Raw genomic sequence first — 15,635 nt, forward strand, 5'->3', positions numbered from 1 at the left:
CCAACCGCAAGCTACGAGTCCCCCGGGGGCCGCGCCGTGCCGAACCGCAAGTTACGGGTCCTCCGAGCGGCGGAGTCGTGCCGAACCGCAAGTTCCCAGTCATCAACCGCGCCGAACCGCAGGTTACGCGTCGATCACTGCCCGGATCGACGCGTAACCTGCGGTTCGGCGTCGTCAGGCGCGCAGCTCGCGGTACCTCGCGATCAGCGCCGCAGTCGACGGGTCCTGCGCCGCCAGGGCTGCCTCGTCACCGGCGACCGCCGGGGCGATCTCCAGCGCGAGCTTCTTGCCGAGCTCGACGCCCCACTGGTCGAACGAGTCGATGCCCCACACGACGCCCTGCACGAACGTGATGTGCTCGTACAGCGCGACGAGCTGGCCCAGCACGGACGGGGTCAGCGCGGGGGCGAGGATCGACGTCGTCGGCCGGTTGCCGCTGAACACCTTGGCCGAGACCAGGTCCTCGGCGACGCCCTCGGCCCGCACCTCGTCGGCCGTCTTGCCGAACGCGAGCGCCTTGGTCTGCGCGAAGAAGTTCGCGAGGAACAGGCCGTGCACGTCGGCCTCGGCGTCGCGCAGCGGGTAGGCGGGGTTCGCGACGGCGATGAAGTCCGCCGGGATGGTGCGTGTGCCCTGGTGGATGAGCTGGTAGAACGCGTGCTGCCCGTTGGTGCCGGGCTCGCCCCAGAAGACCTCGCCGGTGTCGGAGGTGACGGGCGTGCCGTCCCAGCGCACGGACTTGCCGTTGGACTCCATGGTGAGCTGCTGCAGGTAGGCCGGGAACCGGTGCAGCTGCTGCGCGTATGGCAGGACGGCGTGCGTGTGCGCGTCGCGGAAGTTCACGTACCAGACGTTGAGCAGCCCCATCAGGACGGGCACGTTGTTCTCGAGCGGCGTGGTCCGGAAGTGCTCGTCCATCGCGTGGAAGCCGGCCAGGAGCTCGGCGAACGCGTCCGGCCCGATCGCGATGGCGAGCGACGTGCCGATCGCCGAGTCGACGGAGTAGCGGCCGCCCACCCAGTCCCAGAACCCGAAGGCGTTCTCGGGGTCGATCCCGAACGCCGCCACCTTGTCCAGGGCGGTGGACACGGCCACGAAGTGCTTCGCGACGGCGTCGGAGCGGCCGTCGTCGGAGTCCTCGACGGCGCCGGCCGCGACCAGCGAGCGCCACAGCCAGTCGCGTGCGAGGCGGGCGTTGGTGAGGGTCTCCAGCGTGCCGAAGGTCTTGGAGGCGACGATGAAGAGCGTGGTCGTCGGGTCGAGGTCGGCGGTCTTCTGCGCGACGTCGGTGGGGTCGATGTTCGAGACGAACCGGACCTCCAGACCGTCCTGGACGTAGGGCTCCAGGGCCTCGTACGCCATGACCGGGCCGAGGTCGGAGCCGCCGATGCCGATGTTCACGATCGTCCGCACGGGCTCGCCCGTGACACCGGTCCACTCGCCGGAGCGGACCTTCTCGGCGAACGCGTAGACCTTGGCGAGCTCGTCGGCCACGTCGGCGGTGACGTCCTGGCCGTCCACGGTCAGCGGCTCGTCGGACGGGCGGCGCAGCGCCGTGTGCAGCACCGCGCGGTCCTCGGTGACGTTGATGTGCTCGCCGGCGAACATCGCGTCGCGGCGTTCGGTGAGCCGCACCTCGTCGGCAAGGGCGAGGAGCGAGGCGAGCACCTCGTCCGTCACCAGGTTCTTCGACAGGTCGACGTGCAGGTCGGCGGCCTGGTGGCTCAGGCGTTCGGCCCGGGCCGGGTCGGCGGCGAACCAGCCGCGCAGGTCCGGCCGGAGGTTCTTGGAGAGCTCGGTGAGCGAGCCCCAGGCGTTGGTGGTGGTGGCGTCGACAGGCCCACGGGCCGGCTCTGAGGTCATGAGACAACCGTAGTGCGGAGCGCCTGCGCCGCAGCCTCGGCGAGTGTCTGATCCGTCACCTCGTAGCCTGCCTCGTCCCCGCCGCCCGGGCCTGCGGCGTCGACCACCGTGCGCTTCGCGGAGAGGTGCACGGCGTCCACGCCGATGCGCAGCAGCGCCGGGATGTCCGCCGCCGTGACGCCGCCGCCCGCCATGATCTCGATGCCCAGCTCGGCGCTGTGCTCGACCAGGGCGGCCAGCCGGTCCAGGCCCTCGCCCGCGCGGGCCGCGCCGCCGGAGGTGAGCACCCTTGTGACGCCCAGCTCGGCCAGCGTGTCGAGCGCGGCGATCGGGTCCGCGATCACGTCGAGCGCGCGGTGGAACGTCACCTCGGCGTCCTCGGCGGCGGCGACCAGGTCGCGCATCCGCCGGACGTCCACGGTGCCGGACGGCGTCAGGGCGCCCACCACAACGCCGTCGGCGCCCTGGTCGGTCGCCAGGGTGACGTCCCGCAGCATCAGGTCGGTCTCGGCGGCCGAGTACACGAAGCCGCCCGGGCGGGGGCGCACCAGGACGTGCACCTCGAGGATCGGGGAGCTGTCGGACGACGGGACCACCGCCGCGGCGTCGACCACCGCCTCGACGAGCGCGGCGCTCGGCGTGATGCCGCCGGTGGCGCCGAGCGCGGAGCAGAGCTCGACGCGCCGGGCGCCGACGCCGGCAGCGATCACCGCCCCGGCCGGATCCTGGACAGCGAGCTCGAGAGCGACACGTTGGGGCACGACGCCAGCGTAGCCGGGCCCCGGGGCGGTCTGTCGCCCGCCGTGTCCGCCGCCGAGTCGGTAGGGTCCCTGGCATGGCTATCGATCCCAGTGCGATCCTCACGGGTCGTGCCCCCGGGCGTGCCCCGATCGGAGTGATCCTGGGGATCGTCTTCGCGTCGGTGTGCCTCCTCGTCATCCTCGCGTTCGACGCGATCACGGGCGGCGCGTCGTTCGTCGTGGGGCTGTCGCTCGCGGTGCTGCCCGTCGCCGTCTGGCTGCCGCTGGTGCTCGCGCTGGACCGGCTGGAGCCGGAGCCGCCGAACGCCCTGGTCTTCGCGTTCCTGTGGGGTGCGGGGGTCGCCGCGCTGTTCGCGAGCATCCTGAACACGCTCGGGCTGTCGCTGCTCACCGAGACCGAGCTCACCGGCGAGGAGGAAGGCTGGTACATCGTCGCGACGTTCGGCGCACCGGTGGTCGAGGAGCTGCTGAAGGGTGCGGTCCTGTTCGGCATGCTCTGGTGGCGGCGCCAGGAGCTGAACGGCCCCACCGACGGCGTCATCTACGCCGCGATGGTAGGCCTCGGCTTCGCGGCGACGGAGAACATCCAGTACTTCATCGACGCCCTCGAGGCGGACCAGCTCGGGTACGTGTTCGTGCTGCGGGCCATCGTCTCGCCGCTGCTGCACCCGCTGTGCACGGCGATGACCGGCATCGGCGTGGCGGTCGCCGCGCTGGCCGGGCCCGGAAAGCTGCGCCGGCGGGCTCCGCTGTACGGGCTCCTGGGCGCCATCGCTCTGCACAGCCTGTGGAACGGCTCCACGAAGTTCGGGATCGGCGGCCTGGCCTTCGCCTACCTGGTCGGCTTCGTGGTGCTGATCGGCCTGATCGTGATCCTGGCGCGGGACCGCCGTCGGATCGTCCAGCTCATCGGCCACTACCTACCGCTGTACGGCCCGGTCGGCATCGTCACGCACGACGACCTGCGGATGCTGTCGACGCTGCCCGGCCGCCGCGCGGCCCGGAGCTGGGCCCGGTCCGTGGGCGGCCGCCCCGCCGAGCGCGCGATGACCGACTACCAGCAGGCCGCGACCGAGCTCGCCCTGCTGCACCAACGCGCCGGTGCGCAGGGGGATCTCGACCCGCACGGGCTGGAGCAGCAGCGGCAGTACCTGGTGTGGGTCATGCAGCAGGCCCGGGCCGCCTTCCTCGCGAGGCAACCCCGCCCCCCGGCGACCCCATGGGGCGCCACAGGCTTCGGCCCCCCGACCCGCCCCTGACCCCTCGTTGAGTGCTGGATATTCGCCCCCTCAAGCCGCAGAAAAGGGCGAATATCCAGCACTCAACGGATTGTGGTGAGGTCCGTGATCAGGGCGCGGAGCAACGTTGCACGGTCCTGGAGGTGGTCCGTCAGGACGTGCTCGTCGGCGGCGTGGGCGCCGCCGCCCACCGCACCCAGCCCGTCGAGCGTGGGCGTGCCGACGCCGGCGGCGAAGTTGCCGTCCGACGCCCCGCCGACCGCCACGCCGGTGAGGGGCGGCAGGCCGTTCTCCGCGGCGATCCGCGACGCGCGGGCGAAGAGCGCGGCGGACAGCGCACCCTCCAGCGGCGGCCGGTTGATGCCGCCCTCGATCTCGAGCACGGCGTCGGGCAGCACCGGAACCAGGGCGCGCATCGCGGAGTCGACCCGCTCCTGCTCGGCCACCGTCCGGGCACGGACGTCCACCGCGAACGAAGCCTCGGCCGGGACGGTGTTACCCGTGGTGCCGGAGGTGGCGACCGTCGGCGTCACGGTCGTGCCGAGCGCCGGGTCACCGAGCCCGGCGACCGCCAGCACCTGGTGCGCCAGCTCGACCGACGCGTTGACACCCTTCTCGGGCTCCAGGCCCGCGTGCGCGGCCCTGCCCTTCACCAGCACGCGGTAGATGGAGGTGCCCTTGCGCTCGAGCTTGAGCGCGCCGCCGTCGGCCGAGGCCTCCAGCACGAGGGCGGCGTCCGCCCCACGGGCCTCGTCCTCGATGAGCTTCCGGGACGACGGCGAGCCGATCTCCTCGTCGCCGTTCACCAGGAGGGTGACCCCGGTCCGGTCGTCGAGGGACCCCAGCACGTGCAGCGCCATCGCCAGGCCAGTCTTCATGTCGAAACTGCCGGGGCCGCGCAGCACGCCGTCGGAGATCTCGAACGGGTGCGTCCGCAGGGTGCCGATCGGCCACACCGTGTCGTGGTGCGCCAGCACCAGCACGCGCGTGGGGCCGCCGAGCCGCCACCGCAGGTGGACACCGAGCCGCTCGGGCTCGACACCCAGGTGCGCGGTGCCCAGCCGGGCCACCAGGTCGGCGGACCGGGCGAGTGCTTCCGGGTCCGACGACGGCGACTCGCACTCGACAAGCGTCCGGAGGTCGGCGAGCAGGGCGTCGGGGGCGGGAGAAGTCATGCCCGCACGGTAGCCGTCACCCGGGTCAGAGCGAGAGCAGGCGCAGCACGAGAGCCGCTGCCGAGAGCACCAGCAGGCCGGCCGTCGGTCCGACTCCCGGCCAGTCCTTCGCACGGAGGTGCGTGATGACCGCACCCAGGAAGTACAGGACGAAGCACCCGGTGGCAGCGATGCCGATCGGCGCCCACCAGATCCCGACGGCGGTGCCGATCGCGCCGGCGACCAGCAGCGTGCCGAGCACCGGGATGAACTTCTTGGGCACACCGAGCTTGGTGGTGAGCGGCTCGACCACCTGCGGGTTGCCCGTCAGCTTGCCGTAGCCGCTGAACGCGGTGACCAGGGCGAGCAGGGCAGAGACGACTACAGACGCAACGAACACGGGTCCTCCGAGGACGATGACCGGGCGCACCCGGCGAGAGCCGGCGCCCGTCCGGACGCCTCACGCATCGTCCGGCACTCACCGGGACTTGCCAAGGACCGGGTTAGCAACTCACTATGAGTAAGTGACTTCCGAGGCGACAGTCCCCCGCTCCCCGGCCCTGGTCCCCCTGCCGGACACCGGAGCACCGACCCTGGCGAACGAGGAGGCGTGCACCGTCTTCCAGCGCACCCTCGAGCTGGCCGGCCGGCGCTGGTCGGGAGCCATTCTCTACGCGGGCGTCGCGGGGGCGCGGCGCTTCGTCGAGTACCGCCGCTACGTCCGCGGCATCTCCGACCGGCTCCTGACCCAGCGCCTGCGCGAGCTGGAACGGCAGGGGTTCATCGCACGCGAGGTCGTGCCAACCATGCCCGTGCAGATCCGCTACGCGCCGACCCCCGCGGGGGCAGAGCTGGTGGGCGCCCTGCAGCCCCTCGGCGAGTGGGGACGCAAGCACTACGACGTGGTGGAGGCGAGCTCGGAGGCCTGACCCCCGGCACGGCGCAGCCCGAGCGCCACGACGACACCCACCACCACGTGCTCGACCATCAGGATCGCTGTCGCGCCCGGCGACGTGCCCGCGACAGCACCCAGGAGCGAGGCGAGCAGGAGCACGCCGCACAGCACCAGCCACGCCACCTCGCCACCGCCCTTCGTGAGCCGTGCGAGCACAGCTCGCACGCCCCAGCCCGCCAGGCCGACCACGAGCGCCGCTATCAGCACGGCGACCACCGAGACCGCCTGGGTGCTCGCTCCCGTGCGCGCTTCGAGGTCGACGCCGAACGCCGCACCGATCAACCACACCACCACGCCGGCCGCCGCCGCCGCGAGCGGCACCGTCCAGGCGGGCCACGCATGCCGGACCGCTGTGTTCTGAGCCATGGGAGTCCTCCTTCTCGGCACGTCCGTCGCGCCTGCAGACAGCCTCGTGGTGTCCGGATCGTCCGTCATCGGCCTGCAGTACCGCATCGTGCAATCCTTCGACCGGGGTACCCCCGACCTTGGTCGGTTCCGGGTCCCGGGAGGCGTCCGTAAAGTCACCGGCATGACAGCTGGTGAACCGCAGGAATGCCCGCCGGGCGCTGAGGCGTGGCCTGCCCGGCTCGACCGCGGGCTACGGTCCCCGTGGCGCGTGGGGATGCCGGCGATGCTGGTGCTCACGGCCGCCGTGGCCTGGGGGGTACTGACGCAGGCTTCGGCAGCCCCCGGGTATCTCGGCGCGGTCCAGCTCACGGTGCTGGACTCCGTGGTCGCCGTCCTGGCGCTCGCGCTCGTCCCCGGGCTCTGGTCACGCCACCCGGTGGCAGTCGTGCTGGGCCTCACCGTCCTCGCCGCGATCTCGCCCGTCGCCACGCCCGCGGCGACGGCCGGCACGCTGCACGTCGCCCGCTGGTTCCCGCTCCGGACGGCGGTCCTGATCGCGTCCGCGGGCGTCGTGGCACATGCGGTACAGGCATTCTGGCGAGCGGCGGCGCTCCCACTGGGCTGGTGGCTGCTGTGCGTCGTCGCGGTGCACGCTGCCCTCCTCGGCTGGGGCGCGTTCTGGCAGGCGCGCGCCCAGGTGCTGCGTGAGCTGCGGGAACGCGCCAGGCGAGCCGAGTTCGACCGCGGCCGTGCGCTGGCGGAGGCCCGCACCGCCGAGCGCAGCCAGATCGCCGCGGAGATGCACGACGCGCTGGGCCACCGGCTGTCCCTGCTGGCCGCGACGGCGGGCGCGGTCGAGTTCCGGCCCGATGCTCCGCCGGAACAGCTCGCGGCGGCCGCCGGTCGCATCCGGACCGGTGCGGCGGACGCGCTGGAGGACCTGCGACAGCTGGTACGGCTTCTCCGTGACGGCTCGGACCGGTTGGCCCCGCCGCCCGCCCTTGCCGACGTCCGCGGACTCGTCGACGCCGCCCGCTCCGTCGGGACCGCCGTCGTCCTCGAGCTCCCGGAGGACCCGGAACCGCCGCCCGCGGTCGCCGCTGCCGCCTTTCGCGTGGTCCAGGAAGGCCTGACCAATGCCCGGCGGCACGCACCGGGTGCGGCCGCCCGGGTCACGGTGGCCACTGGCGCGGGCGAGGTCCGGATCACCGTGGCCGACGACGGCCCGACCCGACCCGCGAACGCCGAACCAGGCACCGGGCTGGTCGGCCTGCGGGAGCGCGTCGAGCTGCTGGGCGGCACCTTGGTGGCCGCCCGCACCGCCGACGGCTTCACGCTGGACGTGCGGATACCGTGGCGCTGATGGAGACCCGCACGGAGGCGCGCGAGACGCGCATAGTGATCGTCGACGACGACCCGCTGGTCCGTGCCGGCCTGCGCCTGATGCTCGACGGGTCGGACGGGATCCACGTCGTCGGGGAGGCAGCCGACGGCGGCGACGTGTCCGAGGTCCTCGATGCCCACCCCACCGACGTCGTGCTCATGGACCTGCGGATGCCGGGCGTGGACGGGATCGAGGCCACCCGGCGGGTGCGGGCCCGGCGGGCGCCGCCCGCCGTCGTGGTGCTGACGACGTTCGACACCGACACCGAGGTCGTGGGGGCGCTCCGCGCAGGGGCCGCCGGCTACCTGCTCAAGGACATGCCGCCCGCGCGTATCGCGTCGGCGGTCCGGGCGGCAGCGCTCGGCGAGCCCGTGCTCGCACCCGATATCGCCCGCCGCCTCATGGACACGGTGGCCGCTGGCGGCGGCGAGGCGCGGGACGCGGCATCCGCGCTGGACCGGCTCACGGACCGCGAGCGCGACGTGGCCGTGGAGATCGGGCGCGGCTCGTCCAACGCGGAGATCGCACGACGGTTGCATCTCGGTGTCCCGACGGTGAAGGCGCACGTCTCGAACGTCCTGGTGAAGCTGGGTGTGGAGAACCGCACGCAGGTGGCGCTGCTCGTGCAGCAGGCAGGCGCGGCCTGAGGCTCTCGCACAGGCCGGGCGCCACGACGAGGTGGCGCCCGGCCCGGGCGGCGCCAGACCGGAGTGCTGGTCAGGTCACCGTCAGGAGTGCGAGATACCGAGGTGGAAGCTGCCCCTCCCCACACCGGACAGCGTCTTCGAGTTCACGGCGACGTAGCGCTCCAGGTAGGGCGCCTCCTCCCCCTGGGTGGCGACGTCGCCGGCCGGGTCCTGCAGGTCGAGCGAGAGCCGCGCGCCGCTCACCCGCACGGTGTTGCCGGACGGCTCGGGCACCCAGTTCCAGGAGTTGTCGTTGATCGTCCCGATCTGCACGCCGAGCTGGTGCCCTTCCGCGAGGGTCCAGTCGGTCGACTTCAGGTCGAACGACAGCCGCCCCCGGCGCTCGATCAGCGCCGCGTTCTCGTCGAACATGGTCGCCCGTCCGTCGGGCGCGACGTCCCAGAGCCGCACCAGCACGTCCCCGACCGCGCTCGCGTCCAGCGTGATCGACGGCGTGCCGGTGATCCGCACCGCCGACTCGACGGGCGCCGACCACGTCCAGTAGGACGACTTGACGGCGCCCGCGGCGCGGCTCTCCGGCGCGAGCGAAGGGGCGAGCGAGGGCGCGAGCGTCGGCGCGTTCTCCATGTCCCATCCGTCGAGCTGGTCCACCGTCGGCCCCGCCGACCGCGCCGGCCGTGGCCCGCCGTCGTCCACGTAGGCGCCCTCGCGCAGCCGCACCCGGGTCGAGCTGTCGGCCTCGGGCCACGTGTCCTGCGCACGCCAGGCGCCGGTGTTGTCCTGTATCGCGTACGCCGGGTCCTCGACGCCCGGCTCGACACCCTTGAGGAACTCGTCGTAGAACCGCATCACCTCGTCGAAGAAGCCCTCGCGCCCCATCGCGAGGCGCCCGTCGGAGACGTCGTTGCCCCGCACGTGGTCCCACGGGCCGAGCCAGCCGCGCTCCACGCCCGTGTGGTTGTCGAGAAAGAGCTCCATGTCCTCGGGCTTGGTGTTGGGCTCGATGAAGCCCTGGGTCACGAACAGCGGCGTGTCCGTGCCTGCGGCGTCCTCGGCCAGGTTGCGGGCGTCCCAGTACTCCGACTCGACGTCCGGCTCGTTCGGGTCCGACAGGTTGTTCACCAGGCACTCGGGGTGGCGTTCCTCGTAGCGGGCGTTCTTCGCGTACCGCTTGCTGTCGCCCACCATGGGCTCCATGGTGGCGATGAAGTTGTACGCCTCGGGGGTGCCCGTCAGGTTTGGCCGGGCGACCTTGTTGCTCCAGAGGTAGTTGTACATGTTCCACAACGGCTCCTGGGCCACCACCGCCTTGAGCGGCTCGAGGTCCAGGTTGTTGCCGGCCAGCCCGGTGACGGCGTCGTACGACTTGCCGTACATGCCGACGTCGCCCGTGGACCACCGCCGGCTCGCGGACCACTCGATCGCCGCGGCGATGTCCGCCTGCTCTCCCGGGCCCACCCAGTCGAGGCAGCCCGTGCTGCCGCCGTAGCCACGGATGTCCACCATGACGAAGGTGTACTCGTTCGCCATGAGGTCGGCGCCGTCGACGAAGTCCCGGAACCGCGCGGACGGACCCACCACGTCCCAGCCCTCGTCCCCGGTCTGCCCGGCGTGCGCGAAGTACGGCCCGATCGACAGGATGACCGGCGTCCGGACGTTCGGGCCCAGGTGGGCGGGCCGCAGGATGTCGGCGTGCAGTTCGGCGCCGTCCGCCGACGGGAAGTACGTCTGGGTCCACGCCGCACCCTCGGGCACGCGCTCGTTCTCGTCGTGGGTGACGGGGTCGCCCGCGGTGGCCGTCGTGCCGGCGACGGCCCCGGCGGGGCCCGCGACCGCGGCGGGTACGGCACTCCCGGCGAAGATGAGCGTGGCCGCTGCGGCGACCGCGGGCGCAGTCCTGCTGAGTCTCGTACGAAGTCTCATCGAGGCGTCCTCCCTGGGGCCCAGGTCCGAAATGCCTGGGTTCACCTGAGAGGTTAGAGAATATTCACCCGCAATGCCCCGAATTTAGGCGAGAACCGATCCCGACGTAGCGCCTCGCCCGACAGTGCGGAGGCCCAGCGCGACGACCGCACCCACCGCCACGTGCATGCTCACCAGGACCACGACCGCCCCCGGCGTGGTTCCGGCGAAGGCACCGACCATGGACGCCAACAGGACGACGGCACACAGCACGAACCACACGACCTCGCCGCCGCCACGCACCAGACGCCCGATCAGCACTCGCACGCCCCAGCCGGCGAGGCCCGCCGCGAGCGCGGCGACCGCCGCCGCCACCACCGAGACCGCCTGCACGTCCGCGCCGAGCTGCGCCTCGAGGTTCACGCCGGACGCCGCTCCGACCAGCCACACCGCCACGGCGACCACCGCCGCGGCGAGCGGCACCGTCCAGGCGGGCCACGAGCTGCTGGTTGCTGAGTTCTCGGTCATGAGATTCCTCCGCTCCTCGGCACGTCCGTCGTGCCTGGGCGCACCCTCTCGAAGTCTGGGCACGGCGGCATCGGCCTGTGGTACCGCGTCATATGGCCCTCAGGCGGGCGCGCCCGACCGGTTGCGGGGGGTAGGACGGCGGAACGGCTCAGCCGCGCAGGCCCAGGAACTCCGCGACGCGATCCGACGCCGGTGCGGCCCGCAGCTCGCCCGGGCCGGCGACCTGCAGCAGCAGCCCCCGGTCCATGACGCCGATCCGGTCGGCGACGGCGGCCGCCTCGGCGTGGTCGTGCGTGACGAACACCGCCGTCGTGCCGGTCTCGACCAGCGCTGAGCGCACCTCGCTCGCGAGCCGTTCCCGGAGCTGCCTATCGAGCGCGGAGAGCGGCTCGTCCAGCAGGAGCAGACGGGGCCGGGGGGCCAGGGCCCGCGCGAGGGCCACCCGCTGCTGCTCGCCTCCGGACAGCGTGGGCACGGCCCGCTGCTCGTAGCCGGCGAGCCCCACGAGGTCGAGCAGCGTGCTCACCCGCTCGTCCCGCTCGTCCCGGGTCAGGTCCTGGGTCTCCAGCCCGTAGGCGACGTTCCGCCGTACGTCCCGGTGCGGGAAGAGCTGACCCTCCTGGAACATGAGCCCGAACCTGCGCCTGTGGACCGGCACCCCGGCGAGGTCCTCGCCGTCGTACCGGACGCTGCCGCCGGCCAGGGGCTCGAGCCCGGCCACCGCACGCAGCAGCGACGACTTGCCACACCCGCTCGGGCCGAGCAGCGCGACCACCTCGCCGGGCGCGACGGTCAGCGACACCCGGTCCACCGCGGTCACCCCGGTCGGGCCCCCGTACCGCACACTGACGTCCCGAACTTCCAGCCCAGCCATCAGAACTCCCCTCCGGCGCGCTCGTCGCGCAACCGCTCAGCCAGCATCATCACCGTCGCGGTGAGCACGGCGAGCACCACCGACGCCGCGAGCGCCATCCCGTAGTTCTCGGCGCCGGGCCGCCCGATGAGGCGGTAGATCACGACGGGGAGGGTGGCGCCGTCGGGCCGTGCGAGGAACGATGTCGCACCGAACTCACCGAGCGACACCGCGAAGGCGAACCCGGTGGCCAGCCCGACCGAGCGCAGGGCGATCGGCAGGTCCACGGTCCGCAGCACGCGGCCGGGGCCGGAACCGAGCACGGCGGCGACCTCGCGCAACCGGGGGTCGATAGCCCGGAGCACGGGCAGCACCGTACGCACGACGAGGGGTACGGCGACCACCGCCTGCGCCACGGGGACGAGCAGCCCGGAGGTCCGCAGGTCCACACCGAGCACCGGCTGGTCCATGGTGATGAGGAACCCGAATCCGACGGTCACCGCGGACACCCCGAGCGGGAGCATGAACAGCCCGTCCAGCGCCCCGACGGCGCGGCGTGCGCCGACCGACCGCGGCCGCCGGGACACCACGAGCGCCACGAGACCGCCGACCACCAGGGCGATCACCGTCGCGGCCAGTGCGGTCCGGAGCGAGGTAGCGGTGGCCTCCCACACGGTGACGACCAGTGCGTTGCGCTCACCGGTGGTCCCGAGCGCCACGTAGTTCCCTGGTCCCCAGGAGCCGTCGGGCTCGCGGAAGCTGCGGGTCACCAGGCCGGCCAGCGGCAGCACCATGAGCCCGCCGACGATCGCCGCGCCCACCAGCGCCGTCGTCATGTCCTGGGGCGACCGCCAGGACAACCGCCTGGCCGAGCCGTGCGTGGACACGAGGCGCAGCGCCGCCTCCCGCCGGCGGCGGGCCCGGGCGGACACCGCGAGGGCGCCCGAGATGACCACGAGCTGCAGGATCGAGAGCACCGAGGCCGTCCGCAGGTCCAGGAACTGGGTGGTGCGCGTCCAGATCTCGGTCTCGATGGTGCCGTACCGCACGCCGCCGAGGACCAGCACGACCCCGAAGGCGGTGGCGCAGAACAGGAACACCACTGCGGCCGCGGACGCGACAGCGGGCGCCAGCGAGGGCAGCGTCACCGTGCGGAAGACCCGCGCGGGCCCTGCCCCGAGCGACGCGGCGGCCTGCTCGGTCCTGGGGTCGAGCCGTTCCCACAGCCCGCCGACGGTCCGCACGACCACCGACACGTTGAAGAAGACGAGGGCGACGACTATCCCGGCCAGCGACTCCTCCAGCCTGAGGAAGCCGAGCGTGCCGCCGGGCGCGAACAGGGTGCGGAACGCGACGCCGACCACGACGGCGGGCAGCACGAACGGCACCGTCACGAGCCCGCGCACCAGTACCCGGCCGGGGAACGACCGGCGGTAGAGCAGGTACGCGAGCGGCAGTCCGAGCAGCACCGAGAAGGCGGTGCCGAGCACAGCCTGGGTCAGGGTGAGCCACACGAGCCGCCACGTGCGCGGGCTGGACAGCACCTCCGCGAAACCGGTGAGGTCGAGCACGCCGTCGGGCACGAACCCGCGGACCACCAGCGCGGCCACGGGCCAGGCGAAGAAGACGGCGAGGAACCCGAGGGGGACGGCGACCGCCGTCCCCCAGAGCAGCGGCGCGGGCCGCAGGCTCAGCCGACTACGGTCTCTGTCCACCGCTCTATCCACTCGTCGCGGTGCTCGCTCACCTCGGCGGGATCCACCTCGAACGGCGTCTCCGCCTGGGGTGCGAACTTCTCCCAGTCGGCGGGCAGCTCCGTGGCGGGGTCGGCCGGGTACATGTACATCGACTCGGGCAGCGCGGCCTGGGCGTCCGCGCCGAGCAGGAAGTCGACGAACGCCTGGGCGCCCTCCGGGTTGTCCGACCCGGCGAGCACCCCCGCGTACTCGACCTGCCGGAAGCACGTCTCGAGCAGCGCGCTGGTGGTCGACCCGGAACCGTCCTCGCTGACGGTGAAGGCCGGCGAGGTCGCGTACGACAGGACGAGCGGGCGCTCGCCGCCCTCACCCGCGCCCGAGAAGTCCACGTAGTAGGCGTCCTCCCACGAGTCGGCGACCTTGACGCCGTTGTCGACCAGGGACGCCCAGTAGTCCTCGAACCCGTCCTCGCCGAACGCCCCGACGGTCGCCAGCAGGAAGGCGAGCCCGGGCGACGACGTCGCGGGGTTGCTCACCACGAGCAGGTCCCGGTACTCCGGGTCGGCCAGGTCCTCGAGCGTCTTCGGGACCTCGAGGTCCGACTGCTCGAACCAGGCCTCGTCCGCGTTCACGCAGACGTCGCCCTGGTCGATCGGGGTGAGCGCGCCGCCCAGCTGCTCGACGCCGTCGGGCAGGTCCGCCGGGGTGTACTCCTCGACGACCCCCGCCTCGAGCGCGCGGGACGCGAAGGTGTTGTCGATGCCGAAGACGGCGTCGCCGAGCGGGGCGTCCTTGGTCAGCACCAGCTGGTTCACCAGGGTTCCGGCGTCGCCCGCCGCGCTGACCTCGACGGTCAGCCCGGACTCCTCCTCGAACTGCTCGACGACCTTCTCGTCGAGCGCCCAGGAGTCGTGGGTCACGAGGGTCACGGTGCCCGACGCCGCCGGGTCGCCCCCGCCGGTCCCGGAACCATCGGACCCAGAGCCGCCGCACCCGGCGAGCAGGAGCGCCACGGAGAGCGCTCCGGCGGCCGGAACAACATGGATGGTGCCCGTGCGAGCACCGGTAGGACGCAACATCGTGCCTCGACTTCCTCCGCCGGTCTTACCCGGATCAGGTTCAAGGGTCTGCGGTGTTCCGCACTCTCAGCGCCGTGTGGCGCTCCCCTGTCGTGTCCGGCCAGCCTACTGGCTGGTCGGACGCTACGGTGTAGGGATGGCCAAGATCGAGACGGAACAGACACTCGCCGAGAAGGTCGGCACTCTTGCCCTGACGCTCGCGGCCGGCTGGGTCGCGCAGAAGGCGGTCAGCATGATCTGGAAAGGCGTGACCGGTAACGACGCGCCCAGCAAGGCGGACGACCCGGAGCTGGACCTGGTGCAGGCCACCGTGTTCGCGGCGGTCGCCGCGGGCACCGCGGTGTTCGCGAAGCGCATGGCGGCGAAGGGCGCGTCCACCGCCGCCCTGCGGCTCGCCGCCCGGCGCGCGGCACGCTGACCGCACGCCGTCTCAGGTGCCGGCCGGGTTCGGCCCGTGCCGGTTCGGCCTGCGAGCCCGACGTGACACCCTGGTCCCGTGAGCTTCACGCACCTTGACGACCGCGGCCAGGCCCGCATGGTCGATGTCACCGCCAAGCAGCCGACGATCCGCTCCGCCACCGCGACGGGCAGCGTCCGCTGCGGTCCCGACGTCGTGCGGGCGCTGCGCGACGGCGCCGTCCCCAAGGGGGACGTGCTGGCCGTGGCCCGGATCGCCGGGATAGCGGCCGCGAAGAGGACGCCGGAGCTGCTGCCGCTCGCGCACGTGATCGGCGTGCACGGCGCCGCGGTGGACCTCGAGGTGACCGACGACGGCGTCACGATCACGGCGACCGTCCGCACGGCCGACCGCACGGGGGTCGAGATGGAGGCGCTCACCGCGGTCGCGGTCGCGGGCCTCGCCGTCGTCGACATGGTCAAGGGCCTGGACAAGTCCGTCTCGCTCGCGGACGTGCGCCTCGAGCGCAAGACGGGCGGCAAGTCGGGCGACTGGGAGCGTCCGGCATGATCACCGTCCGCTATTTCGCCGGCGCCCGGGAGGCCGCCGGTGTCACCACCGAACAGCTCGGCGGCCCGACGTCGGTGGCCGCCCTCCGCGCTGCCCTCACGGCAGCGCACCCGCGCCTGGCGGACGTGCTGCCGAAGTGCGCCCTGCTGGTGGCGGGCGCCCGCACGACGTCCGACGACGCCCAGGTCCCGGACGGCGCGACGGTAGACGTCCTGCCCCCCTTCGCGGGCGGCTGACCCCGCTCAGGTGTCCGACCCGG

Annotated in this window: 17 protein-coding genes and 1 riboswitch; of the genes, 7 read left to right on the top strand and 10 right to left on the bottom strand. The window is 72.9% G+C overall.

From position 1 onward, the window contains the following. Positions 1-174: 174 nt before the first annotated feature. Positions 175-1,863: a glucose-6-phosphate isomerase gene (pgi, locus tag ACQEVI_RS10315; RefSeq protein ID WP_432897828.1), complete on the bottom strand. Its 1,689-nt coding sequence runs from the start codon at positions 1,861-1,863 to the stop codon at positions 175-177. Then, positions 1,860-2,624, bottom strand: coding sequence for a copper homeostasis protein CutC (locus ACQEVI_RS10320; protein WP_432897831.1), 765 nt, complete (start codon positions 2,622-2,624; stop codon positions 1,860-1,862). The genes pgi and ACQEVI_RS10320 overlap by 4 nt, the downstream gene beginning before the upstream one ends. A 74-nt stretch (positions 2,625-2,698) precedes the next feature. Between ACQEVI_RS10320 and ACQEVI_RS10325 the strand changes: the two genes are divergently transcribed. Then, positions 2,699-3,883: a PrsW family intramembrane metalloprotease gene (locus ACQEVI_RS10325; RefSeq protein WP_432897834.1), complete on the top strand. Its 1,185-nt coding sequence runs from the start codon at positions 2,699-2,701 to the stop codon at positions 3,881-3,883. 62 nt (positions 3,884-3,945) lie between these two features. Here the strand turns inward: ACQEVI_RS10325 and ACQEVI_RS10330 are convergent, their stop codons facing one another. Then, complete coding sequence (locus tag ACQEVI_RS10330; protein WP_432897837.1) at positions 3,946-5,037, bottom strand: M20 family metallopeptidase; 1,092 nt, start codon at positions 5,035-5,037, stop codon at positions 3,946-3,948. A gap of 25 nt (positions 5,038-5,062) precedes the next feature. Next, complete coding sequence (locus ACQEVI_RS10335; protein WP_432897840.1) at positions 5,063-5,416, bottom strand: DoxX family protein; 354 nt, start codon at positions 5,414-5,416, stop codon at positions 5,063-5,065. Between the two features lie 124 nt (positions 5,417-5,540). On the opposite strand from ACQEVI_RS10335, the gene ACQEVI_RS10340 reads away from it, so the two are divergent. Continuing rightward, positions 5,541-5,945: a winged helix-turn-helix transcriptional regulator gene (locus ACQEVI_RS10340; protein ID WP_432897842.1), complete on the top strand. Its 405-nt coding sequence runs from the start codon at positions 5,541-5,543 to the stop codon at positions 5,943-5,945. On the opposite strand, the gene ACQEVI_RS10345 is transcribed toward ACQEVI_RS10340, so the two are convergent. Further along, positions 5,912-6,337 (bottom strand): DUF6069 family protein, encoded by a 426-nt coding sequence (locus ACQEVI_RS10345; protein WP_432897845.1) that lies wholly within the window; start codon positions 6,335-6,337, stop codon positions 5,912-5,914. The two genes, ACQEVI_RS10340 and ACQEVI_RS10345, sit on opposite strands and share 34 nt — an antisense overlap. Positions 6,338-6,500: 163 nt before the next feature. Here ACQEVI_RS10345 and ACQEVI_RS10350 point away from each other — a divergent pair, with 163 nt between their 5' ends. Then, positions 6,501-7,682, top strand: a complete 1,182-nt coding sequence (locus ACQEVI_RS10350) for a sensor histidine kinase (protein ID WP_432897848.1) — start codon at positions 6,501-6,503, stop codon at positions 7,680-7,682. Then, positions 7,682-8,350 carry a response regulator gene (locus tag ACQEVI_RS10355; protein ID WP_432897851.1) on the top strand — a complete coding sequence of 223 codons (669 nt, stop codon included), beginning with the start codon at positions 7,682-7,684 and terminating at the stop codon, positions 8,348-8,350. Before ACQEVI_RS10350 ends, ACQEVI_RS10355 begins: the two co-directional genes overlap by 1 nt. An 81-nt stretch (positions 8,351-8,431) precedes the next feature. On the opposite strand, the gene ACQEVI_RS10360 is transcribed toward ACQEVI_RS10355, so the two are convergent. From ACQEVI_RS10360 to ACQEVI_RS10380, 5 genes are all read right to left on the bottom strand, one after another. Then, the gene (locus ACQEVI_RS10360) at positions 8,432-10,273 is read right to left on the bottom strand and encodes a CocE/NonD family hydrolase (protein ID WP_432897854.1); all 1,842 of its coding nucleotides are present in this window, start codon (positions 10,271-10,273) and stop codon (positions 8,432-8,434) included. Between the two features lie 84 nt (positions 10,274-10,357). After that, entirely contained in the window at positions 10,358-10,780 is a 423-nt protein-coding gene (locus ACQEVI_RS10365; RefSeq protein WP_432897857.1) for a DUF6069 family protein, read from the bottom strand. A gap of 148 nt (positions 10,781-10,928) precedes the next feature. Beyond that, positions 10,929-11,654: an ABC transporter ATP-binding protein gene (locus ACQEVI_RS10370; protein WP_432897860.1), complete on the bottom strand. Its 726-nt coding sequence runs from the start codon at positions 11,652-11,654 to the stop codon at positions 10,929-10,931. Then, positions 11,654-13,348, bottom strand: coding sequence for an ABC transporter permease (locus ACQEVI_RS10375; RefSeq protein WP_432897863.1), 1,695 nt, complete (start codon positions 13,346-13,348; stop codon positions 11,654-11,656). The genes ACQEVI_RS10370 and ACQEVI_RS10375 overlap by 1 nt, the downstream gene beginning before the upstream one ends. Then, positions 13,324-14,409, bottom strand: coding sequence for a thiamine ABC transporter substrate-binding protein (locus ACQEVI_RS10380; protein ID WP_432897866.1), 1,086 nt, complete (start codon positions 14,407-14,409; stop codon positions 13,324-13,326). Before ACQEVI_RS10380 ends, ACQEVI_RS10375 begins: the two co-directional genes overlap by 25 nt. After that, positions 14,404-14,508, bottom strand: a riboswitch (TPP riboswitch). Its footprint overlaps the gene before it by 6 nt. Before the next feature lie 37 nt (positions 14,509-14,545). Between ACQEVI_RS10380 and ACQEVI_RS10385 the strand changes: the two genes are divergently transcribed. The 3 genes from ACQEVI_RS10385 (at position 14,546) to ACQEVI_RS10395 (ending at position 15,612) form a co-directional block, all read left to right on the top strand. Beyond that, positions 14,546-14,827, top strand: coding sequence for a DUF4235 domain-containing protein (locus ACQEVI_RS10385; RefSeq protein WP_116677200.1), 282 nt, complete (start codon positions 14,546-14,548; stop codon positions 14,825-14,827). Positions 14,828-14,905: 78 nt separating this feature from the next. After that, positions 14,906-15,376 (top strand): cyclic pyranopterin monophosphate synthase MoaC, encoded by a 471-nt coding sequence (gene moaC / locus ACQEVI_RS10390; protein WP_432897871.1) that lies wholly within the window; start codon positions 14,906-14,908, stop codon positions 15,374-15,376. Next, positions 15,373-15,612 (top strand): MoaD/ThiS family protein, encoded by a 240-nt coding sequence (locus ACQEVI_RS10395; RefSeq protein WP_432897874.1) that lies wholly within the window; start codon positions 15,373-15,375, stop codon positions 15,610-15,612. The genes moaC and ACQEVI_RS10395 overlap by 4 nt, the downstream gene beginning before the upstream one ends. Positions 15,613-15,635: the final 23 nt, after the last annotated feature.

Origin of the sequence: Promicromonospora sp. CA-289599 (assembly GCF_050936155.1) — a bacterium.
Taxonomy (GTDB): Bacteria; Actinomycetota; Actinomycetes; order Actinomycetales; family Cellulomonadaceae; genus Promicromonospora.